The organism is Paenibacillus pasadenensis DSM 19293 (assembly GCF_000422485.1).
GTDB lineage: Bacteria > Bacillota > Bacilli > Paenibacillales > Paenibacillaceae > Paenibacillus_O > Paenibacillus_O pasadenensis.
Genome location: NZ_KE383857.1, coordinates 37,519 through 62,851, shown reverse-complemented (window position 1 = coordinate 62,851; position 25,333 = coordinate 37,519). Strand labels below are relative to the sequence as shown.

At 63.4% G+C, this 25,333-nt stretch carries 24 protein-coding genes; 6 read left to right on the top strand and 18 right to left on the bottom strand.

Features of this window, described 5'->3' with window-relative positions; translation table 11 throughout:
* Positions 1 to 24: 24 nt before the first annotated feature.
* Positions 25 to 1,755, top strand: a complete 1,731-nt coding sequence (locus H582_RS0122585; protein ID WP_028600348.1) for a sensor histidine kinase — start codon at positions 25 to 27, stop codon at positions 1,753 to 1,755.
* A 1-nt stretch (position 1,756) separates the two neighbouring features.
* A complete protein-coding gene (locus H582_RS0122580; RefSeq protein WP_028600347.1) occupies positions 1,757 to 3,103 on the top strand; it encodes a response regulator in 1,347 nt (448 codons plus the stop codon).
* Positions 3,104 to 3,181: 78 nt separating this feature from the next.
* On the opposite strand, the gene H582_RS32260 is transcribed toward H582_RS0122580, so the two are convergent.
* From H582_RS32260 to coxB, 16 genes are all read right to left on the bottom strand, one after another.
* On the bottom strand, positions 3,182 to 3,355 hold the full coding sequence (locus tag H582_RS32260; protein ID WP_153782959.1) for a hypothetical protein: 174 nt from the start codon (positions 3,353 to 3,355) through the stop codon (positions 3,182 to 3,184).
* 43 nt (positions 3,356 to 3,398) lie between these two features.
* Positions 3,399 to 3,890 carry a small multi-drug export protein gene (locus H582_RS0122570; protein ID WP_028600346.1) on the bottom strand — a complete coding sequence of 164 codons (492 nt, stop codon included), beginning with the start codon at positions 3,888 to 3,890 and terminating at the stop codon, positions 3,399 to 3,401.
* Between the two features lie 20 nt (positions 3,891 to 3,910).
* On the bottom strand, positions 3,911 to 5,227 hold the full coding sequence (locus H582_RS0122565) for an ABC transporter permease (RefSeq protein WP_028600345.1): 1,317 nt from the start codon (positions 5,225 to 5,227) through the stop codon (positions 3,911 to 3,913).
* Positions 5,220 to 6,125, bottom strand: a complete 906-nt coding sequence (locus H582_RS0122560; protein ID WP_028600344.1) for an ABC transporter ATP-binding protein — start codon at positions 6,123 to 6,125, stop codon at positions 5,220 to 5,222. The genes H582_RS0122565 and H582_RS0122560 overlap by 8 nt, the downstream gene beginning before the upstream one ends.
* A gap of 34 nt (positions 6,126 to 6,159) precedes the next feature.
* Positions 6,160 to 7,131, bottom strand: a complete 972-nt coding sequence (locus tag H582_RS0122555) for an ABC transporter ATP-binding protein (protein ID WP_240479062.1) — start codon at positions 7,129 to 7,131, stop codon at positions 6,160 to 6,162.
* Positions 7,128 to 7,544, bottom strand: a complete 417-nt coding sequence (locus H582_RS0122550; RefSeq protein WP_028600342.1) for a GntR family transcriptional regulator — start codon at positions 7,542 to 7,544, stop codon at positions 7,128 to 7,130. The genes H582_RS0122555 and H582_RS0122550 overlap by 4 nt, the downstream gene beginning before the upstream one ends.
* A 30-nt stretch (positions 7,545 to 7,574) precedes the next feature.
* The gene (locus H582_RS0122545) at positions 7,575 to 8,300 is read right to left on the bottom strand and encodes a hypothetical protein (protein ID WP_028600341.1); all 726 of its coding nucleotides are present in this window, start codon (positions 8,298 to 8,300) and stop codon (positions 7,575 to 7,577) included.
* 285 nt (positions 8,301 to 8,585) lie between these two features.
* Positions 8,586 to 9,611: a globin-coupled sensor protein gene (locus H582_RS0122540; RefSeq protein ID WP_028600340.1), complete on the bottom strand. Its 1,026-nt coding sequence runs from the start codon at positions 9,609 to 9,611 to the stop codon at positions 8,586 to 8,588.
* Between the two features lie 119 nt (positions 9,612 to 9,730).
* A complete protein-coding gene (locus tag H582_RS0122535; RefSeq protein ID WP_028600339.1) occupies positions 9,731 to 10,693 on the bottom strand; it encodes a PfkB family carbohydrate kinase in 963 nt (320 codons plus the stop codon).
* Positions 10,694 to 10,840: 147 nt separating this feature from the next.
* Entirely contained in the window at positions 10,841 to 11,818 is a 978-nt protein-coding gene (locus H582_RS0122530; protein ID WP_028600338.1) for a LacI family DNA-binding transcriptional regulator, read from the bottom strand.
* A 12-nt stretch (positions 11,819 to 11,830) separates the two neighbouring features.
* Positions 11,831 to 12,295 (bottom strand): DUF420 domain-containing protein, encoded by a 465-nt coding sequence (locus H582_RS0122525; RefSeq protein WP_028600337.1) that lies wholly within the window; start codon positions 12,293 to 12,295, stop codon positions 11,831 to 11,833.
* 43 nt (positions 12,296 to 12,338) lie between these two features.
* Entirely contained in the window at positions 12,339 to 13,235 is an 897-nt protein-coding gene (gene ctaG / locus H582_RS0122520) for a cytochrome c oxidase assembly factor CtaG (protein WP_028600336.1), read from the bottom strand.
* 141 nt (positions 13,236 to 13,376) lie between these two features.
* Positions 13,377 to 13,697: a cytochrome C oxidase subunit IV family protein gene (locus tag H582_RS0122510; protein ID WP_028600335.1), complete on the bottom strand. Its 321-nt coding sequence runs from the start codon at positions 13,695 to 13,697 to the stop codon at positions 13,377 to 13,379.
* Between the two features lie 3 nt (positions 13,698 to 13,700).
* Positions 13,701 to 14,321, bottom strand: coding sequence for a cytochrome (ubi)quinol oxidase subunit III (locus H582_RS0122505; protein WP_028600334.1), 621 nt, complete (start codon positions 14,319 to 14,321; stop codon positions 13,701 to 13,703).
* Positions 14,318 to 16,222, bottom strand: coding sequence for a cytochrome c oxidase subunit I (ctaD, locus tag H582_RS0122500; RefSeq protein WP_043111810.1), 1,905 nt, complete (start codon positions 16,220 to 16,222; stop codon positions 14,318 to 14,320). Before ctaD ends, H582_RS0122505 begins: the two co-directional genes overlap by 4 nt.
* A gap of 10 nt (positions 16,223 to 16,232) precedes the next feature.
* The gene (gene coxB / locus H582_RS0122495; protein WP_028600332.1) at positions 16,233 to 17,279 is read right to left on the bottom strand and encodes a cytochrome c oxidase subunit II; all 1,047 of its coding nucleotides are present in this window, start codon (positions 17,277 to 17,279) and stop codon (positions 16,233 to 16,235) included.
* A 458-nt stretch (positions 17,280 to 17,737) separates the two neighbouring features.
* Here coxB and H582_RS29150 point away from each other — a divergent pair, with 458 nt between their 5' ends.
* Positions 17,738 to 18,571 (top strand): hypothetical protein, encoded by an 834-nt coding sequence (locus H582_RS29150; protein ID WP_174817691.1) that lies wholly within the window; start codon positions 17,738 to 17,740, stop codon positions 18,569 to 18,571.
* Between the two features lie 51 nt (positions 18,572 to 18,622).
* Here the strand turns inward: H582_RS29150 and H582_RS0122485 are convergent, their stop codons facing one another.
* On the bottom strand, positions 18,623 to 19,486 hold the full coding sequence (locus H582_RS0122485) for a DUF421 domain-containing protein (RefSeq protein ID WP_028600331.1): 864 nt from the start codon (positions 19,484 to 19,486) through the stop codon (positions 18,623 to 18,625).
* 180 nt (positions 19,487 to 19,666) lie between these two features.
* Here H582_RS0122485 and H582_RS0122480 point away from each other — a divergent pair, with 180 nt between their 5' ends.
* The 3 genes from H582_RS0122480 to H582_RS0122470 all read left to right on the top strand — a co-directional run bounded on the left by H582_RS0122480 (position 19,667) and on the right by H582_RS0122470 (position 22,310).
* Entirely contained in the window at positions 19,667 to 20,443 is a 777-nt protein-coding gene (locus H582_RS0122480) for an ABC transporter permease (RefSeq protein ID WP_028600330.1), read from the top strand.
* Positions 20,440 to 21,255, top strand: coding sequence for an ABC transporter permease (locus H582_RS0122475; RefSeq protein ID WP_043111808.1), 816 nt, complete (start codon positions 20,440 to 20,442; stop codon positions 21,253 to 21,255). Before H582_RS0122480 ends, H582_RS0122475 begins: the two co-directional genes overlap by 4 nt.
* A gap of 65 nt (positions 21,256 to 21,320) precedes the next feature.
* Positions 21,321 to 22,310 (top strand): ABC transporter ATP-binding protein, encoded by a 990-nt coding sequence (locus tag H582_RS0122470; RefSeq protein ID WP_028600328.1) that lies wholly within the window; start codon positions 21,321 to 21,323, stop codon positions 22,308 to 22,310.
* Between the two features lie 149 nt (positions 22,311 to 22,459).
* Here the strand turns inward: H582_RS0122470 and H582_RS29145 are convergent.
* Positions 22,460 to 25,333, bottom strand: a 2,874-nt coding sequence (locus H582_RS29145; protein ID WP_043111806.1) for an OmpL47-type beta-barrel domain-containing protein, incomplete at its 5' end; no start/stop codon positions are given.

Genomic DNA, 25,333 nt, shown 5'->3' with positions numbered 1-25,333 from the left:
TGCGCCGCGGAAAGGAACGCTACCATGAGAAGAAAAGTCACGATGAAGCAGTTCATCTATTTCTTCATCATTTATTTCCTGCTTACGCTCGCCCTGTTCATCGTCATGAACCAGCTCAGCTCCCGCACGGTCGAGTCGAGCCTGATCCATTCGTCCAAAAACCAGATGGAGTATGCGGACGAAATTCTGGACGGCATCATTTCGGAAGCCGCCCTGTATGGAACCCGCTTCGTCTCCGACATCGACGTCCGCTTCTATCCGCAGCAGCGGCGAGAGCTCGGCAATTATGACTATCAGATGAAGAAAAACGAGATTCTGCGCCGCCTGGAGGACATCCTCATCTCCAGCCATGTCGTCGAGTCCATCGGCATCTATTGGCCATCCGACGGCACCTTCATTACGACAAGCCATGACTTGCTCGCCAGCCAGATCTACCAAAAGGTCCATGCCAAAGGGTGGCAGACGGTCGGCGGCAGCCTGTACTATTTCGCCAAATATCCTTATATCCAGACGGATGCCGGAGCGTTTCCTGAACCGTATATCGTCGGCGTCCAGCTGAAGACGGACTACCTCCGAAGCCTGCTCGGCAAAGCGGTCAGCGATGCCGCCAGCTCGAATGCCTTTTATGTCGTGAACGGAAAGGAGCTGTGGAGCAACCGGAAGGTGGATGAGCAAATCGCCGCCGCCATGCCGGAGCTGCTCGTCGAAGGCATCGGAGACGGCATCCAAGACGGCGAGATTCGGAAGTTCGACTACAAGTCGAGCGAAGGCGACTTCTACATCCTCGCCCAATACATCGCGCAGATCGACACCTATCTCGTCACCTACACGCGCATGAGCGATTTCCTGCTCCCGCTCGACCGCAACCGGCAGGCCTTTCTGCTCAGCATCGCGGCCGTCGTCTTGCTCGGACTGTTCGTGATCCAGATGTTCTACCGCAATTTCTATCGGCATGTCCATCTGCTGCGCAAAAAGTTCCAGCTGGTCGAGCAAGGGAACTACAATACCCGGATCCCGCACAAGAACGACAATGAATTCTCGAGCCTGTTCAACGGCTTCAACCATATGATGGGAGAGATCCAGGGGCTGTTCGCCTCCCTCGAGACGGAGACGGAGCTGAGGCGGACGGCCGAGTTCAAGCAGCTGCAGGCCCAGATCAATCCGCATTTCCTGTACAACAGCCTCTTCTACATCATGTCGGTCGCCCATTCGTCTCCCGATGCCATTATTAGGATGAGCAAGCACCTCGCCGAATATTACCGGTATATGACGAGACTGGACACAAGGCCGGCCTCCCTCGCTTCGGAGCTCCAGCTGGCGGAGCACTACCTGGCGATCATGTCTCTCAGCAAGCAGATCCGCTACGAGATCGACCTGCCGCCCGAGCTGGCGGATCAGCCCGTCAAGCCGCTGATGATCCAGCCGCTCGTGGAGAACGCGATCCAGCACGGCATCGAAGGACGGCAAGGCGCCTGCGAGGTGTCGATCCAGGTCCGGCATGACGAGGAAGGGGGCGTCGTCATCGCCGTCTCCGACGACGGCAAGGGACTCGAGCCGGCCGAGATCCAGCTGCTGGCGGAGCGGATCGAGCGCAGCGAGCCTCCGGAGGGAGATCGCGGCATCGGGCTGTGGAACGTCAGCCGCCGATTGAAGAATACGTACGGCGAGTCGAGCGGCTTGCGCTTCGTCGCCAACAGCCGGGGCGGGCTGTCCGTGCTCATGACGATCGCTTCGCCGACGGAAGGAGGAGGATAAGATGCGGGTACTGATCGTAGATGACGGGCATTATGTCGTGGAGTATTTGAAGCATCTGCTCGATTGGAAAAGCTTCGGCATCAACCGCGTGGAGACGAGCACGAATTCGATCGAAGCCAGGGAGCTGCTGGACGGGAACGGCATCGACCTGCTCATTACCGATATCCGGATGCCGGAGGTATCGGGCATCGACTTGCTGGAGCATATCGACCGCTCCAAGCTGAAGACGAAGGTCATCTTTTTGTCCGGATACTCCCAGTTCGACTACGCGCAGAAAGCGATCCGCCTCGGCCTCCTGGACTATCTGCTCAAGCCGGTCGACAAGGACGACATGGAAAAAGCGGTTCGGCATGCGACCGAATCCGTGCGCGAGCACGAACGGACGCGTCCGCTCGTGTGGGAGCGGTTCGACGGCTTGCGCTTCCTGCTGTCGATCGTCGCCGAGAGCCGAAGCATGGCGAGGGAGGACGAGCCCGCCCTCCGCCTGCTCGGGGAGGAGCCGTTCTGCTTCTTCAGGCTGCCGGAGCCTTCGGACATGGAGGAGGCGTCCGTGCGGGACCGTCTGGGCAAATTCGACCGCTTCGCCTGGAGGACGGAGTCCGCGCTCTCCGGAGCGATGCCTCATGCCGCGGCCGAGGCGCTGGCCGGACGGATCGGATCGCTCGCTTTTTCCGAGCCGTTCTCGTTCGCCCATCCGCATCAAGTCCGGCATCGCTTCTATTCGTTCTTCCTCCAGGAGAACGTGAGCTTCGCCGAGGTGGAGCGCATCTCCAAGGACCTGCCGAGCATCGGCGAGAAGGAGCCGCGAGGGAAGCTGTGGAGCAAGCGGTACGACCAGCTCGACGGGGCCAAGCAGCAAAAGATCTACGTCATGGAAATCATCGCGAGCCTGCATGCAGGCAGCGGGCCCGACCGGACGGCCGATGCCGCCGAATGGATCTTCGATCTGCTGCCCGATCCGCAGCTCGCCTTTCAAGCGATCGTGCGCGACAGGAGCGAGACGGAAAAGAGCAGCCGGCACTGCAACGCGAACGTCGTGCGGATGGTCCGCGACTACGTCGACGAGCATCTGGCCTGCGGCCTGAGCCTGGAGGAGCTCGGCGAGCATGTCCATCTGCATCCGGTCTATCTGTCCAAGCTTTACAAGCAGGAGACCGGCCAGAACCTGTCGGCCTATATCGCGCTGAGACGGCTGGAGAAGGCTTCCCGCCTCCTGAAGGAATCGAGCCTGCATGTCGCCGACATCTCCCGGATGGTCGGGTACAAGAAGCCGCAGTATTTCATCAAGCTGTTCAAGGACGAGTACGGCATCACGCCCCACCAGTACCGCAGGCTGCAGCTGGGGTGAGCGGCGCCGGCTCCGCAACAAAAAGCCTCCGCCTCCTGCATCCGGCAGGAGGGGAGGCTTTTTCATCATGCGATTGTTCTAGCGTCTGGCGCCAGGCTTTTTCCAGAACGCCGCCAGGCTGTAGATCAGCCCCGTGATGGCCAGGCCTGTGATCAGGCCCTGCCAGAAGTCGCTCAGCGGCGTGCCGAGGCGATGGACGAGCAGGCTGGCGACGACGAGCACGAGCGTAGCGATAGGAACGATCAATTTCATGGCATTCTCTCCTGTCCGATAAAAGATGGCGTTCCAAATATCCTCAAGCGTTGATGGCGTTGATGCCGAGCAAGACGAGGGCTCCCGTCCCGACCGCCCACACGACGATGGCGACGGTCTGCCATAGGACGACGGACCGCTTGGGCGCGCCGGAGGCGATGCAGATGAGAGCGGCGATATGATCGCCGATCAGCAGCGGCCCGAGGAGGGATACTCCGGGCACGCCGTATTTATGAAACAGCTTCTGGCCTTTCTGCCAGCGCTTGTTTTCTTTTTCCTGCGTCCGCTGCGACTTGCTCCGCCCCTGCATCCACTGGCGGAACCGGTCGCTGGCCAGGATGACGGCCATCACGGACACCCAGTTGCCGACGATGGCCGCGCCGATCGTCAGCAGCGCCGGGAAGCCTACGGCGATCCCGAGCGGGACCGCGAAGTAGCCCTCGAGAAACGGAATCATCGCGACGACCATGACCCCGAAAAATTGAACCAGCGGATTGGATTCTCTAAGCTGTTCAAAAAACGATTCGAATTCCAACGAATTTACTCCCCTTGAGATCAGATTTTATAGGCCTTCATCGCCTTGCGCAGCTCCTTGAAGCTCGGGCGCTTGCCGTAGAGCAGCACGCCGGTGCGGTAGATCTTGGCCGACAGCCAGCCAAAGACGTAGATGCTGACGAGCATGATGAGCAGCGAGAGGCCGATCTCCCAGTATTCGACGCTGCCGACGCCGGAGCGCAGCACCATGACGTACGGCGAGAAGAACGGGATGAACGAGGTGATCTTCACCAGCATGCTGTCTGGAGCGGCCAGGTTGAACATGCCAAGGTAGAAGCCGCCGAGCGACAGGAACGTGAGCGGCATGACCGCCTGGCCGAGATCCTCGGTGCGGCTGACGAGCGAGCCGACGGCCGCGTACAGCGTCGCGTACAGGAAATAGCCGGTCAGGTAGAACAGCAGCGCCACGATCAGCAGGTCAGGGCTGACCTCGGACAGATGGATGTTCATGTCCCCGAGCGCTCCCTTGTTCGTCGGCAGGCTGACGTTGACGAAGACGGCCAGCACGTAGATCGCGATCTGCAGCAGGCCGACGAGGAACATGCCGAAGATTTTGCCGAACATGCTGTTCAGCGGCGATACGCTCGTGATGAGCACCTCCATGATGCGCGAGCTCTTCTCCGTCGTCACCTCGCTGGCGATGATCTGTCCCGTCGCCATGATCGACATGAACAGCAGGAACAGGATCGCGTAGACGAGGCCCATGTTGATGCCCTGCTGGGTAGCGGAGCGTCCGTCCTCCTCGCCGGTGCCGGCGTTAATCTGCACCGACTTGACGTCGACCGGCGAGTAGAGCAGCTGCTTCTGCTCGGGCGTCAGGCCGGCGGCGTTCGCCTTGACGAGCTGCAGTCCGGCCCGCAGCTCCTCGGCGGAAGAGCCGTCCATCATCTTCTCGGACTTGTAGACGGCGTCGTAAAAGCCCGTGTCCGCGTTCGGCTGGAGCTGGATATAGCCGTCGATGCGGCCGTCCGCGATCGCAGCCTTCAGCGCGGCTTCATCCGCGGCCGCATCGCCGGAGGCGTCGATCGGCACCATCGCGAGGCTGCGCGCCTCCTCCGGCTGGGAAGCGAAATACTCCTCCAGCCAGCCGCCGACGAGCGTCGGCGTGACGCGGCTCTCCGCCGCTTCGGCCTGAACGGACGCGTAGCCGACCTGCTTGGCGCTGGAGCCGCCCTCTCCTTTGAACAAGGAGATGATGTAGGGCAGGTTGATGACGAGCGAGAGGATGGCGACGAGGATGATCGTCGTAACGATGAACGCCTTGCCTCTCGTCTTGTTGCGGAACGTGAATCCGGTTACGTTCAGGAAATCATTCATGCGTCTCACCTACCGTCTTGATGAAGATTTCGTTGAGCGTCGGCTCGAGGATCTCGAACCGGCTCACTTCCGCCTGCGCCATCGCATGGCGCAGGATGCCCCTGCCGGACGCCTCGTCGGCGATCCGGATCTCCCAGCCTCCCTGCTCGAGCGCCTTTACGCCGAGCACGCCCGGCAGCCGCTCCAGTCCGTCGATGTCGCCGTCGGCGGCAAGCCGCACCTTTTCTCGCGGGAAGCGGCCCTTGATCTCCTTGAGGCTGCCCCCCAGCACCTCATTGCCGTACCGCAGGATCGTGATCTGGCGGCACAGCTCCTCGACATGCTCCATGCGGTGCGTCGAGAACAGGATCGTCGAGCCGTTGTCGCGCAGCTCCTTGACCGTCGCCTTGAGCAGCTCGACGTTGACGGGGTCGAGGCCGCTGAACGCCTCGTCGAGGATGAGCAGCTGCGGCTGGTGGATGATCGTCGCGATGAACTGGATCTTCTGCTGGTTGCCCTTGGACAGCTCCTCCACCCGCTTGCCGTAATACTCCGGCACGCCGAAGCGCTCCAGCCACTGCTTGAGGCTCCTGTCGGCGTCGGCCGCCGACATGCCCTTGAGGCGGGCGAGATAGACGAGCTGGTCGCTCACCTTCACCTTCGGGTAGAGGCCCCGCTCCTCCGGCAGGTAGCCGATGCGGCGCAGCTGCTCCTTGGAGTAAGGCTTGCCGTCGTACAGGATCTTTCCTTCGTCCGGGAAGATCAGTCCGAGCACCATGCGCATCGTCGTCGTCTTGCCGGCGCCGTTCGCACCGAGCAAGCCGTAGATCTCCCCGCGGTCCACCTCCAGGCTGATGCCGTTCACGGCGGTCTTGTCTCCGTACTGCTTGACGACCTGGTCGACTACTAGCGGCTTCATCGTTCGCATTCCCCCATTCGTTGGTAAAAAAAGCTCATCGCGCCTGCCGGATCAGCTGCTCCATGATCTCGTCGAGCTCGAGGGCGCGCTGGCCGGTGATCGGCAGCCCTCGCTCCCGGCACCAGCCTTCCGCCTCCCAGGCCCGGCTCGTCACGACCCGGCAGGTGCCGCCTCCCGACTCCTCGGCCCGGACAAGGCCGGGCAGGTCGGCGACATCGCCTTCCGACACGGCGCCCCCGAGTCCCGGACCGACGTAGAACCGGTGCCAGGAGGAGAGCAGCTCATCCTTCTCGTACACGCCGATGATCCGGCCGTCCGCCATGATCGCGATGTAGTCGGCCAGCCGCTTGACCTCGTCCAGAATATGCGTGGCCATCAGGATCGTATGCCGCCCCCGCTCCATATAGCGGTGCAGCTCGCCGACCAGCTTGCGCCAGGACAGCGGATCGAGCCCCGAGGAAGGCTCGTCGAGCAGCAGCAGCTCCGGCTCGCGGGCGAGCGCCAGCGCCAGCTCGAACTTGCGCCGCATGCCCTTGGACATCTTGCCGAGCCGCTTGGACGGCTCCACCTCGAATTCCCGCAGCAGCCGCTCGAACTCGCCTTGATTCCAGGCCGGGTACCAGGCGGAGACGAACTCCGCCTGGCTCGTGCCGCGGAGCGAGGCTTCGATCTTGCTGTCCTCCTCCGGCACATAGGCCATCCGCCGCTTGAGCTCCGTATCGTCGAGGCCATCGCCGACGCGCTCTCCGAGCAGGCGGATCTCCCCCTCGTCCGCCGCCGTCAGGCCGAGCAGCAGCCGGAACGTCGAGCTCTTGCCGCTGCCGTTCGGGCCGACGATCGCGGTGACGCAGCCGACCGGCGCTTCCAGGTTCAGCGGCCCGAGCCGGAACGCCTTGCGCAGCTGGACCGCCCCGTGGAGCCATACCGCCGCTCCCGCCGTTTCCCGCTCGGCGGCTCTCGCTTCCGTGTTCATCTCCCGCATGCCAGCCTCTCCCTTCTCCGTCATGATGGGTCCTGCCTATCGCCTGTCTTCGGTCCGCAGCGCCGGTCCAGCTCGACGGCGAACAGCCGCTCCAGCTCCGCCCGCTCCAGCCCGGCGGCCAGTCCGGCGTCGACGGCCGCGCGGATCGCTTCCTCGGCCGATTGCCGCAGCTGCCTCGTGCCCGCCTCGGAATCGACCTTGGCGACAAAGGTGCCGCTGCCCTGGCGAGAGCGCAGCAGCCCCTCGGCCTCGAGATCCTGATACACCCGCCGGATCGTGATGAGGCTGCAGCCGAGCGACTGGGCCAGCTCCCGATTGGACGGGAGCAGCGTATTTTCGGTCAGCTGCCCGCTGACGATGAGCGCCCGCAGCTGCGATTCGATCTGATGATACAGCGGTTCCGCGCTGTTGTCGTTGATTTGGATGGGAAGCCGCACGGCCGCACCTCGTTTCGTTCGTTATCGCCCTCAGGCGTGCAGGCTGCGCCTGCCGATCGAGCGCGCCATCAGCCGCTGGACGACGAGCGTGACCGCCGCTCCCGCGGCTGCCGTCGCCAGCATCGGCAGCCAGCGGCCGGCCGCGGCCTGCTCCAGCGCCCAGCGCATGATCTCGAAGCCGCTCACGGAGAGGACCACGCCGACGCCGATGAGGACGACCGTGACGACGGAGCAGAAGAACAGGTAGCGCTTGCCGTCCATCACGATCTCCATCCAGGCGTACAGGCTCCCTCCCGCCGCCGCATAGCCGATCCAGAACAGCGAGTAGAGCGCCATCCCGGCTGGATCGACCTCATGCCTCAGCACCATCGCGTATTGAAGGACCAGCAGCAGCAGCAGCGACGGCACGAGCAGCGACAGCATCGTCAGCAGCCGGCCGGCCGCGATCTGGCTGCCGGTGATCGGCAGCTGCCTCCATGCGGCGAGCTTGCCGGACATATAGTTCAGCCGCCATCCGCCCAGCGTCGCCCGGTTCAGGAAAAAGCCGAAGCAAGGCAGAAGCGCCAGCATGATGAAATTGGCCGCGCCGCCCGGGTACCAGGCGCCGTCCCTCGCCTGCGGCTCGGTCACATCGCCGAGCAGCGGAATGGTCATCAGCGTGAAGTACAGCACCAGGATCAGGTTGAACCAGGATCCGTGTCCGGCCAGGCTCCATTCGTATCGGGCCAGCCTGACGGCCCCTTTCCACGTGCTCACTTGCGTAGCCTCCCTGTGCGCCCCGGCCGCCAAGCGGCCCTATTCGGTCTATATAATGTATATATCTTTATATACACTATACACAGCGTTTCCTGCTTCTGTCAATAGGTCGAGACGATAAAAAACCCGCATCGCCCCGCCTCCTCGGCGGGTTCGATGCGGGCTGCCGCATGCGGCGGCGCTGGTCACAAGCGATCGCTTGGACGCGGCGCAATTCAATCGTTCGGCCAGCTCGGCCAAGAGGCGGAGCGGCGGCGCTATCCGCCACGGACCGGCTCGCCCCGACTAGACGGATTCGGCCGCCTCGGCCTTTTCCTTCAGCCGCTCCAGCTCCTTCGACACCTTTTCGATCATGCCGATGAACAAGCCGAGCTCCGTGGAGCTCGCCGCCTGCTCCTGCGCCGCTCCCGACGTTTCGGCGGAGAGCGCCTGCACGCGGGACAGCGCGGCCGTGATCGCCTCCAGCTTGTCCTGGATGAGGTCGAGCGACTCCTTGGAGTGCCGGGCAAGCTTGCGCACCTCGCCGGCGACGACCTCGAAGCCTCGCCCGGCCTCGCCGGCCCGAGCCGCCTCGATGGCGGCGTTGAGCCCGAGCAGATGGGTCTGCTCGGAGATGCCGTTCATGACCGAGCCCATCGATTCGATGCCGCCGATCTGCTCGCCGAGCAGATCCAGCTGCGCCATCGTCTGCTCCTGCGATTCTACGGTCCGCACCGCCAGGCGGCCGACCGTATCGGCGCTGCGGCCGACCTGCTCCATGCCGGCGGCCAGCTCCTGCACGGCGGCGTTGACTCCGTGCAGGATGTCGCTCTGGCTGTCGCTGATGCGCTGCAGCTTCGCCTTTTCGTCCCGCTCGTACGCCTCCAGCACGAGCTGGGAGTCGAGGTTGAACATCTTGGTCAGCGCATGCAGCACCGGCCGCCAGCGGTCCGGCAGCGCCGCCGCCAGATGCGCGGAGGCGAGGTCGAGATAGATCATGTACGTGCCGAGATACCACTGGCTCGTCAGTCCGATCCGCGAGTGGATCGCGCCAATCTTCAGCCTCTCCTCGAAGTAGCGTTCATCGATCGCGCCCTCCGTCATCGACAGGAAATAGCGCTTCTGCGCCCCCATGAGCCGGTCCAGCGAGCTGTGCCGCTCGATCAGCGCCTTCAGCTCGGGCTGCCGCACGATCTGCCCGTAAAGCGCCTCCACGATGCCGTCGGCCGCCTCCTCGAAGACGGGCGCCGCTCCCCGCAGGAGCTGCAAGTCCTCTTCCTTCAGTCCGATGTAGTCCAGCTGTTTCTGCCTTGCTTCGGATAAGGCGATCACCGTGTCCATCTCCTTGTTGCGCGATGTAGTACCATCTGACTCATATCGGATTGCGATCCGGGAAAATGAAGGGCGTCCGCCGCCAGGCGGACGCTCCTGCCTCCTGCTGCCGGACGCGCTCAGCGGCTGCCGGCGAGCAGCTCCTCGACCTCATGCGGCCTCGGCAGCGCCGCGATCGCGCCCGGCCGCGTCGTCGTAATCGCCGCCGCCGCGTTGGCGTAGGCGAGCAGCTCGCGCGCCGCCCGCTCGTCGATGCCGGAGCGGAAATCCGGCCGCCGCTGCACGCCGTACAGCAGCGCTCCGATGAACGAGTCGCCCGCCGCCGTCGTATCGACCGCCTTCACGGCATGGCCGGGCACGTCCGCGCGGAAGCCGCGGCTCAGCCACGTCGCGCCCGCCGGGCCGCGCGTGTAGATGACATGCTCGACGTCTCCGGCCAGCAGCGAGCTCAGCGCCTCCTCCTCGTCGTCGATGCCCGTGATGAACGCGAGCTCCTCGTCGCTGATCTTGACGATCCGCGCGAGCGGCAGGAACTCCAGGATCGCCTGGCGGCAAGCTTCCGGCGACGGCCAGAGCGGCAGCCGCACGTTCGGATCGAAGCTGACGATGCCTCCCGCCTCGCGGCACCTGGCGATGGCCGCTCGATGGGCCTCCTTGACCGGAGCGTCGATGAGGTCGACCGAGCAGAAGTGGAGCACGTCTCCTGCCGCGAACCAGTCGCCGATCTCCTCCGGCCGCAGCAGCATGTCCGCGCTCGGGCTGCGGTAGAAGCTGAAGTCCCGGTTGCCGTCTTCCTTGAGGCTGACGAACGCCAACGCCGTATTCGCCTCGCGTGTGCGAAGGACGCGCGTCGTGTCGACGCCGACCTCGTCCATCGTCTCTACGAGGAAGTCTCCGAACGCATCCTCTCCGAGCTTGCCGATGAAGGCGCTGGCTCCGCCGAGGCGGGCGACCGCGCAGGCGACGTTGGCCGGAGCGCCGCCCGCCGCTTTCGAGAAGGCCGTCACCTCCTTCAGTCCGACTCCCTTCTCCGCCGGAATCCAGTCGATCAGCGCTTCTCCGATTGTGAACACGCGACTCATCCTTCGCCTCTCCTCTCGATGCTTCCGATGCTCGGCCATCACCCTTGATATGCGCATTATAGGATGAGCCGGCATCATGTGTCAAACGTTTGACATGACAGCTGAAAAATAAGCTCTCCCGCGCGGCCGAAGCCGCCTCGGAGAGCATCAGGTCGTGCCGCGCTGGACCAGCGTGACCGGCAGCGGCCTCGCCGGCTCGAGCGGAATCCCCTCCAGCTGCCGCACCAGGCAGTCGACCGCCAGCGCCGCCATGTCCGCAAGCGGCTGGCGGATCGTCGTCAAGCCGGGCTGCAGCCAGCGGCTGACGCCGGAGTCGTCATAACCGACGAGCTTGATCCGTTCCGGCACGCGCCAGCCCGCCTCGGCGCAGGCTCGCAGCGCATAGGCCGCCATCAGATCGCTCGTAAAGAACAGTCCGTCCGCCCGGGGATGCTGCTTGAGCACGCGCGCCATCAGCTTCGGATAGCCGGTCTCGTCCAGCGCGTCCCCGACCGTCTCGACGATGTCGGCCTGCACGCCGGCTGCGCGAGCGGCTTGCAGGAAGCCGCTCGCGCGCCCGGCCGTGAACATGTCCGGCTTGTAGCGGCCGCTGACCATGATGAGCCTGGAGCAGCCTCTCTCGATCAGATGCTCGGCCGCGAGGCGCCCTCCCTGCTCGTTGTCCGAGGTGAACCACGGAATGTCGGGCGAGAGCCTGCGGTCGAAGCTTGCCATCGGCGCCTTCAGCTTGCGGTATTCCTCGACGTCCAGCTCATGGCTGCCGAGGATGATGCCGTCGACGCGGTTGCGCGCCAGCAGCCCGAGCAGCTCCCTTTCCTTGGATGCGTCGAACCCGGAGTGGCAGAGCATGAGCTTGTAGCCGCGCTCGCAGGCCGCGGCCTCGACATGATGGGTCAGCTCGCCGAAAAAGGGATGCGCCGTCGTCGGCACGATCAGGCCGAACACATGCGACTGCTTGCGCAGCAGCGAGCGGGCGATCTCGCTCGGCTCGTAGCCGAGCTCGTCCATCGCCCGCCGCACCTTCGCTCTCGTCGCCTCGCTGATATAGCCCCGGTCGTTCATGACCCGGGATACCGTCGTCACGGACACGCCCGCTCGGGCCGCGACATCATGGATGGTCGCCATGCGCAGCGCTCCTTACAGCCGGAACAGGATGTCGAATACCGGCTTCGTATGTCCGCCCGGATACATGATGTACAGCATGATGTAGACCGCCACGCCGGTGATCGCGGTGATGAACCAGATGACCGAGGTGACGCGTCCGAGCCGGCGGTGCTTGGCGAACTTCTCCTTGAAGCCGAGCGTGAGCGTCGTGATGCCGAATACGGCTGCGACCGTCGCCAGCACGATGTGGAAGATCAGGAAGACGTAATAGTACGGGGCGAGGCTATCCGGGCCGCCCCAATCCGTATTGCCGACAAGCAGCGTACGGGACGAATAGATGATGAAGAACACGATCGCGGCGATGGCGCCGGCGATCATCATTTTTTTGTGGGCCTCGAGCCGGCGCTTGATCGCCAAGCTCCAGCCGATGGCGACCAGAATGGCGCTGACGACGATGAAGAATGTGCTGATGGTCGGAAATAACGTGTACAGATCCAAGCTGATTCCTCCGCTTCGGGATGTAGGCGCGCGAGCCGTCCGGTCAGACCGGATCGGCTCCGCGCACGTCGCTGTCGTTGCCGGCATTTTCGTGGCGGTACCACTGGGCGAAGATGATGCCCAGGATGCAGCCGTACATGATCTCCTGCACGAGCTTCATCAGGATGCCGCCGAGCTGCTGGTCTTCCTTGGCGCTCATGAGGTTGAAGAACATCGGCCCCTGGAAATTGTCCAGCAGCCATTTTGTGTCGCCGGAGACGCAGAAGCTCATCGCTTGCGCCCAGACGTTCGGATCGTTGTACACCGCGTACATGGACTCTCCGGCGAAGATGATGAGCGCGCAGGCCGGCGTCAGCAGCACGCCGCTCGCGAATACGTAGGCCATCTTGCGCAGGCCGTTCAGGCGCGTCCACTCCGGCACCGGAGAGGTGATCTGCCACCACATGATCATCGCGGCGATGAAGAGCGCCAGATAATACGCCTCATGCAGCCAGTAGCGCGTCATCACATAGTCATGGATGTCTGGCAGATGGTAGAGCGAGAACAGGACATTGAACAGCAGCAGCGAAAAGATCGGGTTCATGACCGGGCTCAGCCGCTTCCAGAACGGAGCGCCGAAGGCCGAGCGCCATATGTACGCGGGCGTGCCCAGGATAAGGAGCGGTGGCGCGATCAGATAGCTGATCGACATGTTCGCCATATGGAAGCTGAACATGAGATGGCCGAGCAGATTGAGCGGTCCGCCCTGGGCGAGATAAAGCAGCACGAGGCCGGATACGGCCATCACCTGCTGCCAGAAGCTCGGCCGTTTCTCCAGCGGATGATGCTTTTGCCTCCACGGTCCGATCAGGTAGAAGTAGCCGATCAGCATCGCCAGCATAATGAAGAGCAGCCAAGGGCTCCAGAGCGCCTTGAAGCTGAAGTATTCGAGTCCAAGCATAACGATTCATCTCCTTCAAGCTTACTTTACCGGATGCGGACAGCCAAGGCAAAGGGCAATATTGCGAACGCTGTCATGCCCGCCGCCAAAATAAAAAAGAGGAGGTCTGCGGGCAGACGCTCCTCTATGGTCATGCGCGGCTTACCACCAAGTCCAGTATTCCGCCATGATGACAATCGTAAACACGACGAACACTCCGGTGAGAATGCCGACGATCGGGAACAGATGTCCCCGGTCCTTCATATGCATCCAGAAGCCCATCTGGATGATGACCTGCAGCACGGCCATGACGAGCAGCAGGATGTACGTGAAGGAGGCGTTGATCTCTCCGCCGATGACCGTCGCGAAGGCGACGAGCGTCAGCAGCATCGAGAAGATGTAGGCGACGATATGCTTGCGCGGGCCTTCGTGCTTATGCCGCTTGGCGGGTTCTTCGGAATGGGTCGTATGATTGGCTGCCATTCGTTACCCCACCTTTCCCATCAGATAGACGACGGTGAAGATGAATACCCATACGACGTCGATGAAGTGCCAGTACATGCCGGCGACGTATACCTTCGGAGCCGTCACGACCGTCAGTCCCTTGCGGTAGACCTGCCCGATCAGGAGCGAGATCCACACGATGCCGAACAGGACGTGCGCGCCGTGGAAGCCGACGAGCGTATAGAACGACGAGCTGAAGGCGCTCGTGCTGAACTTATGTCCCTCATGGACGTAATGGAAGAACTCGTAGATCTCGAGGCCGAGGAAGCCGAGGCCGAGCACGACCGTCACGATCAGCCACAGCTGCATCGACTTCACCTGATTGCGGTGCATCGCCTGGATGGCGAACACGCTCGTCAGGGAGGAGGTCAGGAGCAGCACCGTCGCGATCGCGACGAGCGAGAGCTTGAACAGCTCCTGGCTAGTCGGGTTGCCGTCGCCGACCTGGTCGCGGAGCGCCAGGAAGGCGGAGAAGAGGGTGCCGAACAGCACCGTCTCGCCTCCGAGGAACAGCCAGAATCCGAGAACCTTGTTGCGTCCTTCCAGGGTCGCGCGTTCCGGCTCATGAGGCAGCTGGCCGTCTAGATGCGAATGTGCGCTCATGCCTTAACCCCCTTGCCCGTAATTTCATCCGGCTCGATGTGGAAGCCGTGGTCGTCCTTGAGGGAACGGACCACCATGCAGCCCAGCGTAATGAGCAGGCCGGCGCCTGCTACCGCATGCGAGGCGAACAGGTCGTGCATGATGCCGGTCCATTCGTTCTCGGCGTACATGAAGCCGTAGCCGGCGATGAACAGACCGAGCGACATCAGGAACGGCAGGATCGACGGGGACGGCATATGGATCGGTCCGATCGGCTCGGCCGGCGTCATCGCGTCGTTGCCATCCATTTTTTCTTTCCAAAGCGCGTCGTAGCCGCGGACGAGCGGAGTCTGCGCGAAGTTGTATTCCGGAGCCGGGGAAGGAATGGACCATTCGAGCGTGCGGCCGTCTTCCCACGGATCGTCGCCTGCCGTTTTCGGCTTGGCGGCCGTGACGATGATGTTGATGATGAACAGGATCGTGCCGACGCCCATCAGGAACGCGCCGATCGTGCTGATCAGGTTCATCGTGTTGAAGCCCAGTCCGTCCAGATACGTCCAGACACGGCGCGGCATGCCGAGCAGGCCGAGGAAGTGCTGCACGAAGAACGTCAGGTGGAAGCCGATGAAGAACGTCCAGAACGTCAGCTTGGCGAGACCCTCATTCAGCATGCGGCCGAACATCTTCGGCCACCAGTAGTGGAGGCCGGCGAACAGGCCGAGCACGAGGCCGCCGACGATGACGTAGTGGAAGTGGGCGACGACGAAGTAGCTGTCATGATATTGGAAGTCCGCCGGAGCGGCCGCCAGCATGACGCCGGTGACGCCGCCCATGACGAACGTCGGGACGAAGCCGACCGCGAACAGGTTGGCAGCCGTGAATTTGATCGAGCCGCCCCACATCGTGAAGATCCAGTTGAAGATCTTGATGCCGGTCGGCACGGCGATCAGCATCGTCGCGATGGAGAACAGCGCGTTGGCTACAGGACCGAGGCCGACCGTGAACATATGGTGGGCCCATACCATGAAGCCGAGGAAGCCGATCAGCACCGTCGCGAACACCATCGAGCTGTAGCCGAACAGGCGCTTGCGCGAGAAGGTGCTGATGACCTCGGAAATGATGCCGAAGGCCGGAAGGATCAGGATATAGACCTCAGGGTGACCGAAGATCCAGAAGATATGCTCCCAGAGGACGGTATTGCCGCCGCCGCTGACTTCGAAGAAGTTTGCGGAGAACAAGCGGTCGAACATCAGCGCGACCAGGCCGACCGTCAGCGCCGGGAAGGCGAACAGGATCAGCGCCGAGGTGATGAACACGGTCCAGGTGAACATCGGCATGCGCATGAAGCTCATGCCCGGAGCGCGCATGTTGATGATCGTGACGAGGAAGTTGATGCCGCCGATCAGCGTGCCGATGCCCGCGATCTGCAAGCCGAGGACGTAGTAGTCGACGCCTTTGTGCGTGCTGTAGGTCGGGCTCGCCAGCGGCAGGTAAGAGGTCCAGCCTGCATCCGGCACCGCCTGGGCGATCCAGCTGAGGTTCAGCAGCAGGCCGCCGAACAGGAACGTCCAGAAGCCGAGCGCGTTGAGGAACGGAAACGCGACGTCGCGCGCTCCGATCTGCAGCGGCACGATGGCGTTCATCATCGCGAAGATGACCGGCATCGCCGCGAGGAAGATCATCGTCGTGCCGTGCATCGTCAGCAGCTCGTTGTATGTATCCGCTCCGACAAAGTCGTTGAGCGGCTTCCAGAGCTGGACCCGGATCAGCAGCGCCTCGAGGCCGCCGATCAGGAAGAAGAATCCACCGGCAATCAGGTAAAGGATGCCGATTTTTTTGTGGTCAACAGTCGTAAGCCAGTCCATAAGACCGGTATAACGCTTGACCGGATGTGCATGAGCCAAGGCTGGTACCCCCTTCATTACCGATAGGTTATTGCTCCACGTTCAGCTTGTATTCCGACAGATACTTGGCGATGCCTTCGATCTGTTCCGGAGTCAGGTCAACCTTCGGCATGGAGTTGCCAGGCTTAACCGCTTGCGGATCTTCGATCCAGCGCTTCAAGTTGTCATGCGTCGTGCCTTCGTTCTTGTACTGCGGGTCGTCCGTATTGACGAGGATGCCTGCGATGGTCTCCTTGTCGCCGATGCCGGTCAGGTTCGGATACAGCTGCAAGCCCTTGTCGCCGACGGCGTGGCAAGTGAGGCATTGCTTCTCGAACACTTCGGCGATCGCCGGATCGGCCGGCAGCTTGCCCGGCTCCTTCATCGCCGCTACCCAGCGGTCGAAGGCGCCTTCGTTGACGGACTTGACCTTGAAGTCCATCAGAGCATGGGAAGGTCCGCAAAGCTCGGCGCATTTGCCGAGGTAGACGCCGTCGTGATCGGCGCTGAAGAACATCGTATTGACGTTCGCGCCCGGGTTCGTGTCGATCTTGCCCGCGAGCGCCGGAATCCAGAACGAGTGGATGACGTCGGCAGACTTCGCCTGCACCGATACCGTCTTGCCCGTCGGGATCATGAGCTCCTGGGAGGTCTTGATTCCGTATTGCGGGTATTCGAATTCCCACCAGTATTGATGAGCGGTTACGATGACTTGAACCGCATCGGGATCTTTCGTGTAGTCCTTGGCTAGGCCGAATACATGCTTGACCGTAGGCACGGCGAGGATCAGCAGCAGCACGATCGGAACGACCGTCCAGATGATCTCCAGCTTGTGGTTGCCTTCCACCTGCACCGGAATCTTGTCGTTCGGACGCCGACGGAACTTGACGATGACGTAGAACGCCAGCGCGAATACGACGATGACGACGAGCACCATGATCAGAATGGACAGCTTCATCAATCCAAATTGAGCTTCCGCCACCGGACCTTGCGGATTTAGAGTGGACAAATCCTCCCGTCCGCAAGCGGACAAGAGCAAGGCCATCCCTGCGAGCAGCGGCAGGAGACGTCGTGCAAGGTGCCACCTTTTCATCATTCATCAACCCCACTTTTGACATTTTAGCCATTTGCCCAAGCAAAAACGGAGAACCGCCGGAGGGCGGCTATCCGTTTACGGAATCAATTTAGAAGTTGGAAAACCCGCCGGCAAAAGCCGGTTAAACGCTTTCTCTTCCTTATGTACGGCTTGCGGCAAATGCTTCATGCACAGCTGTAAAATGGCAACTCCTGCATGTCAATTACACTTTATTAAATATAAAGTTGAAGCCCTTGATTGTCAATGTTCCACAGAGAGTTCACAAATTGTTCTCAAAGCTGTCAAAAAAGCGATTTCGCGCGATTTGACCGGTCTTGACGGATGTTTCTCCCGCCGGCTCCTTATCATTTTTAACCAAAGCCGTGGGCATTTATGTATGCTCCCGAGGACGCATATTTGAAGCTCTGGAGCGAACCCTAACGGCATGGCTCGAAACTCTGAAGGAGGCCTGATGACCGATGCCAATCCCGCGCAAGACCGCCCTGCTCCACTCGCTGCTCGTCCTGTCGATCGCCGCTTCGGGCTGCGGCTACAAGCAGCTCGTGCAGGACAGCGACCAGAACTACGGCACCCGCCAGAAGAACGATCCGAAAGCGTACGGCAGCAAGATGTACGGCAAGTCCGGCTCCACCCCCGGCCAGCACGACAACCGCTTCATGGAATACAGCGCCCATCTGTCGCGCGAGGTGACGGGCCTGAACGGCGTCGCCCAAGGCATCGTCATGCTGACGGACCGCAACGCCTACGTCGGCATCGTGCTCGACTGGACCGCGACCCAGCCCGTCAAGAGCGGCAGCAAGATCATGCGCGAGCAAGACAACGGCGGCTGGATGGAAGGCGTCTACGACAACAAGACCGGCAGCGACACCTGGACCAACCGCCAGCTCGTCACGCCTTATAATTCCTACTTCTCCGTCAACGACCACAACGAGCTGTCGTCCAAGCTGAAGCAGACGATCGCCATCCGCGTGCGCAAGCTCGCTCCATCCGTGCAGGAGGTCCATATCACGGCCAATCGCGACGTCGTCAACCAGTTCGTCGAGTACGCGCGCGAGTCATGGGGCGGCCGCGATCTGAACCGCTACGTCAAGCCCTTCAACGTGCTCGTGCAGAAGCATTTTGCCGGCGGAGCCGCCATGCCGGTGCCGCTCAACCTCATCAAGGAACGCGCCGCGAAGGGCAAGAGCGTCGAAGGAACCTCGATCTCGCAGAGCGGCCATGCCGGCAGCAACCCGAGCAGCGGCAGCTTCGGCAGTCCGGGACTGGCGCGCGGCGAGAAGCCGCGGCGCTGACAGCCCTCGTTCTGTTTCTTCATATTATATAGTAGCTATTCGAGCGGGAGGTCACTTCAGCTCCGGCTGCGCCTGGCGAATCACTTGCTTCAGCTGGCGCGAGCAGGAGAGAAGCGCCTCCCGCTCTTCTTCGCTGCGGGCGAACCGGCCGAACTGCTCGAAGTCCGACTCGCATTGCTGCAGCGTCTGCAGCAGCTGCTGGCGCGCGGTCTGCTTGGCCGGAGCGAGCGATCCGTCCTGCGAGCCGGTCTGCACGTCCAGCTGGCCCTGATCGTCGATCTGGGCGAGGAATACGCTCTCCGGCTTCACCTTGAGCTTCGCCAGCTCATGGCGCAGCCACTGCTCGTCCTTGCCGGTGCTGCGGAGCGGCTCCTGAAGAACCTCGCCGTCCATCATGACGGTCTGCGGCTCCGTCTCCTTCGACATCTTCCAGCCGAGCATGGCGGGCGTGAGCGGCTGGTTCTCCTTTTTCAGCAGAAGGTTGATCTCTCCGCTCTTCTCCATGACGGCGAATTCGACCTCCGCCACCTTGAATACGCTCTTCTTGCGCAGCTGCTCGAGCAGCTCGTCGAGCGTGATCCGCTCCTTGAACAGATTCGTCTCCAGGATGGACCCGTTCTTGATGAGCACCGTGCCTTGCCCGTCCGCGATGCCGCGAACCCAGCGGCTCTTGAGCGTCCAGAACTCGATGCCGACGGATACGATCGTCCAGGTGCCGATGGCGACGAACCCCAGGTACCACTCTGTATCGGTGTCGAGCGAGATGTAGCCGGCGATGTTGCCGATCGTGATGCCGGTAATGTATTCGAACAGGGACAGCTGGGAGATCTGCCGCTTGCCGAGCAGCTTCGTCACGAGGAACAGGACGACGACCGAGCTCAGCGTTCGCAGAATAATCTCGAGCCATAACGACATTCAGGCTCCTCCTTCCTTCCGTATGTTTCCTAATCTGCTCCAATCCCCTTACGTCCATGCGCGCGAAAAAAAGTTGTTGCCATCCTCACCTTCAAGATGGTAGGATATTTTTCCGCTCTCTGCCGCATTTCACCTTATTTTCCGGACATTTCAGGATGATCTTTCGAAATGAGGTGCCTCATGGTCTTTTTCGCGCTTGCGCGCGCCAGCTTTTCCCGCAACCTGCAGTATCGGGCTTCCCATCTGCTCCATAATGGAGCAAGCGCCATGTTCGGCTTCATCTACCTGTCGATCTGGATCGGCATCGGCGAAGGCCGCGATCTCGGCGAGTACGGCCTCAGCGGGCTCGTCTCCTACGTCGCCCTCAACCAATGCCTGCTCTGGGTCACCTCGTTCACGACGTTCGGCCTTGGCATGCCGCAGCTGGTGAGAACCGGCGCGATCGCCATCGAGCTTGCTCGTCCCGTGCATCTGTTCTACAGCATGATGAGCCGCGAGTGGGGCACGATCGCCTACCAGCTGCTGTACAAAAGCTTGCCGATCTACTTGCTGTACGTATTCCTTGTCCCGCTGCGCCTGCCCGCCGGCCTCGCCGAGACGGCCGCATTTTTCGCCGCGCTTCTATGCGCCGCCTACCTGGCACTCTGCATCCAGTATCTGATCGGGGCCGTCTCGCTCTGGACGACCGAGGCGATGTGGCTGCACTGGGTCAACAACGCGCTGCTGATGCTGTTCTCCGGCTTCCTCGTCCCGATCGAATGGCTGCCCGGCTGGCTCGCCTGGCTGAGCCGCTGGTCGTTTTACCCGTCCCTGCAGTACATACCGACCCGCATCTATCTCGGGATGGACGGCATCGCCGCCGTGCTGCCCTCGCTGGCCTGGTGCGCGGCGCTCACCGCGCTCTGCTTCGCCGCCACCGGCGCGATGCGCCGCCGAACGGAGGTGCAGGGAGGATGACGACGCTCCGCTCCGTGCGCGGCCTGATCGCCATGCACCTGCTGCTGATCCGCTTCAGCTTCCGCAGCAGCATGCAGTACCGCTTCAACTTCTGGTTCGGCACGATCGCCTCCGCCGTCATCGCGTCGGTGGAGTTTTCCTTGCTCGCCGTCATCCTCGCGCGCTTCGGCGCGATCCAGGGCTGGACGCTGACCGAGTCCGCCTACCTGTACGCGGTGCTGGTGCTGGCCAAGGCGCTGTACCGCTCATTGGCCTCCGACGTGCATCATCTGGAGAAATACCTGGTCAGCGGCGATCTCGACGGTCTGCTGCTGCGGCCCGTGCCCGTGCTGCTGGCGCTCATGACGAGGAACTTCTCGGTCCGCGTCGGAGAGACGCTGCTCGGCGCCTCGATGCTCGCCTACAGCTTGGCCGCGCTCGCGCGGGACGGCGCGATCGAGCTGTGGGTCGCGCTGCCGCTTACGCTGGCGGCCGTCGTGAACGGAGCGCTGCTGCTGTTCGGCATCGGGCTCGCGACCGCGGCCATGGGCTTCTGGATGACGCGGATCGAGGTGCTGCAGAACATGACGGAGGATGCCGCCCACACGGCGGTGCGCTATCCGCTGTCGATCTATCCGGGATGGCTGAAAGCGCTGCTTTCGACTGCCCTTCCCGTCGCCTTCGTCAATTACTGGCCGGCGATGTTCATTCTCAAAGGCGCTGTCGGCGGCTGGACGCTCGCGCTGAGCGCAGCTGCCTCCGCCGCGGCGCTGGCCGCAGGCGGCTGGCTGTGGAGCCGCGGCCTGCGCAGCTATCAGAGCACCGGCTCGTAACAGCGCTTTCGCTTCCAATTCCAATCCAATTCCGATTCCAATTCAAACAAGGAGGCCTGTCTCTCATGATCGAAGCCGCCCATCTGCATAAGTCCTTCAAGCTGCGAAAGCCCGGTCCGCGCAAAGGACTACGCTCGCTGATCGGCGGACCGACCTTCGTCAAGGAAGCGGTGCGCGACGTCAGCTTCACGATCGCCTCCGGCGAGTTCACCGGCTTCATCGGCCCGAACGGCGCCGGCAAGTCGACGACGATCAAGATGCTGTCGGGCATCCTGCATCCGAGCTCGGGCTCGGTCCGGCTCGGCGGCATCGATCCCCATCGCCGCCGGGTCGAGACCGCGCGCACGCTCGGCGTGCTGTTCGGGCAGCGCACGCAGCTGTGGTGGGACCTGCCGCTGCGGGACTCGTTCGAGGTGCTCGGCGCGATGTACCGCATGGATCCGCAGCGCCGCCGAGCGCGGCTTGCCGAGCTCGACGGCCTGCTGCGGCTTGGCGAATTCCTCGACACGCCGGTGCGCAAGCTGTCGCTCGGCCAGCGCATGCGCGGCGACCTCGCTGCCGCGCTGCTGCATGAGCCGCCCATCCTCATTCTCGACGAGCCGACGATCGGCCTCGACGTTTCCGCCAAGCGGGATATCCGCTCCCTGCTGCGCGGCATCAACGAGGAGCTCGGCACGACGATCCTGCTGACGACCCACGACATGGACGACATCGAGCAGCTGTGCGGCCGCGTGCTCGTGCTCACGGACGGCACGCTCAGCTACGACGGGCCGATCGGCGGATTGCGCTCGCGCATCGGCATGCCGGCGTCGATCGAGGCGACGTACCGGACGCTCGAGCAGGCGCAGGCGGCGTGGAGCGCCCTGCAGCGGCTGGACTCCGCAAGCCTCGCCGCAGTCGGCCTCCAGGAGCGGACGCTCACCGTCCAGTGCAGCCTGGAGCAAAGCCGCTTCATGGACGTGCTGCGCAAGCTGGAGGCGTACGGAGAGCTCGAGGACGCGCGCATGCGCGAAGCCGATTTCGAGGATGCCGTCCAGCGGCTGTACGCGAATTAGCGCGGCGCATCGCCGCAACAGGAAAAAGGCTGTCTCCCGTCGATGAAGTCGACGGAGGGACAGCCTTTTTTTGGCGAAAGAGGCTCGTTCAGGCAGCCCGGCGGCGGGGCTTGCCAGTATGATTCGGCATTCTGCTGTCAGCGGGTCGGCTATAGCGACGGAGAGCCGTCGCGCGCATCCATCATCCGCATGAGCAGAACCGCCGCTTCGGCACGCGTGGCCGCGGCAGCCGGGCCGAAGCTTCCGTCCGGCCGGCCGCCAGCCAAGCCGCGTTCGATCGCTGCGGAAACGTAGCCCGCCGCCCAGGCTGGAATGCGGGAGCGGTCGGCCACATTGCGCAGCGCCGAAGCGGCGGCCTCTTGAGCGAGCGGCTCCAGCCGCAGCGCGTTGCCGGCCATGACGAGCATTTCCGCGCGCGTGACGACCGCGTCCGGGCGGAAGGTGCCGTCCTCGTAGCCGCGCACGATGCCGCGCGCTCGAGCTTCACCGACCGCCTGCAGCGCCCAATCCGGAATTCGGGCCGCATCGCGGAAAGATGCCGCGACGTCGGCGCCGGATCGCGGATCGGCGCCGTCCGGCAGCGGTTCCAGCGCGTTCAGGAGCATGACTGCGAACTGCGCTCGCGTCAGCCCGTTGTTCGGACGGAACGTTCCGTCCGCGAAGCCGCTCACGATGCCGCAGCCGAACGCTTCGGCAATCGCCTGCGAGGCCCAGTGGCCTTTCAGATCCGTAAAGGGCGCCGCGTTGCCGGAAGCGCAGCGCGGCGGCGCAGGAGTCTCGGCAGGCATGCCGCCTGGCGTCGGCTCTGCCGGTCCGGCAGGCGCCGTACTGGGCGCCGGCGTGTCCGGCGGCTCCGTCGGAACCGGCTGCGGACTCGGTGTCGCTGTCGCAGGCGGGGCAGGCGTACCTGGCTGCTCCGGGCTCGGTGTCGCGGGAGGCTCCGGCGTCGGCGTTCCCGTGGGTTCCGGTGTCGGCGTTGCCGGCACTTCCGGCGTCGGCGTTGCCGGAGGTTCCGGCGTCGGCGTTTTCGGAGGCTCCGGCGTCGGCGTTGCCGGAGGTTCCGGTGTCGGCGTTTTCGGAGGCTCCGGCGTCGGCGTTGCCGGGGGCTCCGGCGTCGGCGGCGGTTCGGCGCGGTAGATCGTCAGCTCATAAGCCTGGACGGTTGTCCCGTCCTCTGCCGTCACGACAAGGCTCACCGTCTGCTCTCCGACACGGAGGAGCAGCGGATTCGGAGCAGGCGCGCCTCCGATCTCGAGCCGCACCGATGCGCCGGCATGAGCCGGCTCAGCCTCGATGTACGCCTCCTCCATCTCAAAAGGAGCATTCGCTGTGTAGCGGTAGGTCGTTTCCGTCACCGTCTCGTTCAGCTTCAGTCCCGTCACGGCCAGCGCGCGCAAGCCGGAGTTCCCCGACACGACGGTGAATCGCAGCGGCACGGACAGCGGGCTGGCGTGTCCGGCCCGATCGACGGCCTGGGCTTGCACGGCGTAGGTCCCCAGCTCGAGCGAGCGATCAGGGACGTAGCGCCAGCTTCCGTCTTCGTCGGCTTTGATCGTGCCGATGCTCTCGCCGTCCAGATACAGCCGGACCTGCGCGAAGCTTTCCGCGACGCCGCTGAGCAGCGGCCTGGCAATCGACGAGCTGCTGTCCGCTGCTGGCAGCAGAATGGACGGCGCATCAGGAGGCCTTGTATCCACCGTCCACGCCGAAGGCTCGGACTCCGGACTGGCATTGCCTGCCGCATCCGCCGCCACGGCGCTCAGCCGATATGTTCCGTCGGCGAGCGGACTCGGAGCCGGCAGGCTCCATGCGCCGGGAATTCCGTTGTAAACAGCGTAAGTGACGCCAACGACCGTATCGTTCAGCAGAACGGTTACTCGAGCGCCCGGCTCCGCTGTTCCGGAGAAGCATGCCGGCGCTGCGGGGAGCCAGGCATCCGGGTCAGGATCGAGGACGATCGGCGCCGCCGGAGCCTCCGTGTCTACGGAGAAGCTTCTTGCCGCGCTCGGACCGCTGCGGTTGCCGAGCGCATCCGCAGCATGCAGCACGACCGAGTAGCTGCCGTCTGCCAAAGCCGCAGGAGCGGCGAGCGACCAGCGGCCTTCCGCATCCGCCGCATCCTCTCCCCACAATTCTCCGCTCACCGTCACCTGGACGATCGCCATCGGCTCGGCGATCCCTTCCAGCACGATCTCGCCCGTGCTCAGGCTTGCGCCATCCGCCGGAGACTGAAGCTGTGGAGCCGCAGGGGCCGTACGGTCGATCTTCACAACGGCCGATGCGGCCGGGCTGGTGTTGCCCGCCCGGTCCACCGTCCGCGCCTCGATGGTCGTCTCGCCTTCCGCGCTTACCGTCAGCGGGCCGCTGTAGGTTGTCCAGCCCATCATCGTCGCTCCCGTCAAACGGTACTCCGTCCGGCTGACGCCGGAGCCGCCGCTGTCCGTGCCGGCCGCTACCGTCACGCTCACGCTGGCCGCGTTCGTCCAGCCGACCGCGCTCGGCGTCACCGTCGGCGCGGTCGGCGCGGCGCGGTCGATGAGGATCGGCTCCAGTACGAGCGACCCGACATTGCCCGCCCGGTCGACGGTCCGGGCATGCACCGTCGTCTGGCCGGGAGCCGTCACGGCAAATGGGCCGGTGTAAGTCGTCCAATCTTGAACGGTTGCCGCCGTAAGTCGATATTCGACGCGAGCAACGCCCGAAGCCGCGTCCGTTCCCGGCGCGATGCTGACCTGAACTTCCGCCTCGCGAGTCCAGCCGACGACGCTCTGGCTGATCGTCGCAATACCCGGCGCCGTGCGGTCGATCCGCACGACGGCGGATGACGACGGTCCGACATTCCCCGCTCCGTCCACCGTGCGCGCCTCGACGGTCGTCTCGCCTTCCGCGCTCACCGCCACCGGGCCGCCGCTGTAGGCGGTCCAGACTCGCGTCGTCGCTCCCGTCAGCCGGTACTCCGTCCGGCTGACGCCCGAGCCGCCGCTGTCCGCTCCCGCCGCCACCGTCACGCTGACGCTCGCCGC

Bases quoted from the DNA above. Each gene is read 5' to 3' on its own strand.
- H582_RS0122585 (WP_028600348.1), top strand. From the start codon at position 25: ATGAGAAGAAAAGTCACGATGAAGCAGTTCATCTATTTCTTCATCATT.
- H582_RS0122580 (WP_028600347.1), top strand. From the start codon at position 1,757: ATGCGGGTACTGATCGTAGATGACGGGCATTATGTCGTGGAGTATTTG.
- H582_RS32260 (WP_153782959.1), bottom strand. From the start codon at position 3,355: ATGAAATTGATCGTTCCTATCGCTACGCTCGTGCTCGTCGTCGCCAGC.
- H582_RS0122565 (WP_028600345.1), bottom strand. From the start codon at position 5,227: ATGAATGATTTCCTGAACGTAACCGGATTCACGTTCCGCAACAAGACG.
- H582_RS0122560 (WP_028600344.1), bottom strand. From the start codon at position 6,125: ATGAAGCCGCTAGTAGTCGACCAGGTCGTCAAGCAGTACGGAGACAAG.
- H582_RS0122555 (WP_240479062.1), bottom strand. From the start codon at position 7,131: ATGACGGAGAAGGGAGAGGCTGGCATGCGGGAGATGAACACGGAAGCG.
- H582_RS0122535 (WP_028600339.1), bottom strand. From the start codon at position 10,693: ATGAGTCGCGTGTTCACAATCGGAGAAGCGCTGATCGACTGGATTCCG.
- H582_RS0122530 (WP_028600338.1), bottom strand. From the start codon at position 11,818: ATGGCGACCATCCATGATGTCGCGGCCCGAGCGGGCGTGTCCGTGACG.
- ctaG (WP_028600336.1), bottom strand. From the start codon at position 13,235: ATGCTTGGACTCGAATACTTCAGCTTCAAGGCGCTCTGGAGCCCTTGG.
- H582_RS0122510 (WP_028600335.1), bottom strand. From the start codon at position 13,697: ATGGCAGCCAATCATACGACCCATTCCGAAGAACCCGCCAAGCGGCAT.
- H582_RS0122505 (WP_028600334.1), bottom strand. From the start codon at position 14,321: ATGAGCGCACATTCGCATCTAGACGGCCAGCTGCCTCATGAGCCGGAA.
- ctaD (WP_043111810.1), bottom strand. From the start codon at position 16,222: ATGAAGGGGGTACCAGCCTTGGCTCATGCACATCCGGTCAAGCGTTAT.
- coxB (WP_028600332.1), bottom strand. From the start codon at position 17,279: ATGATGAAAAGGTGGCACCTTGCACGACGTCTCCTGCCGCTGCTCGCA.
- H582_RS29150 (WP_174817691.1), top strand. From the start codon at position 17,738: ATGCCAATCCCGCGCAAGACCGCCCTGCTCCACTCGCTGCTCGTCCTG.
- H582_RS0122485 (WP_028600331.1), bottom strand. From the start codon at position 19,486: ATGTCGTTATGGCTCGAGATTATTCTGCGAACGCTGAGCTCGGTCGTC.
- H582_RS0122480 (WP_028600330.1), top strand. From the start codon at position 19,667: ATGGTCTTTTTCGCGCTTGCGCGCGCCAGCTTTTCCCGCAACCTGCAG.
- H582_RS0122475 (WP_043111808.1), top strand. From the start codon at position 20,440: ATGACGACGCTCCGCTCCGTGCGCGGCCTGATCGCCATGCACCTGCTG.
- H582_RS0122470 (WP_028600328.1), top strand. From the start codon at position 21,321: ATGATCGAAGCCGCCCATCTGCATAAGTCCTTCAAGCTGCGAAAGCCC.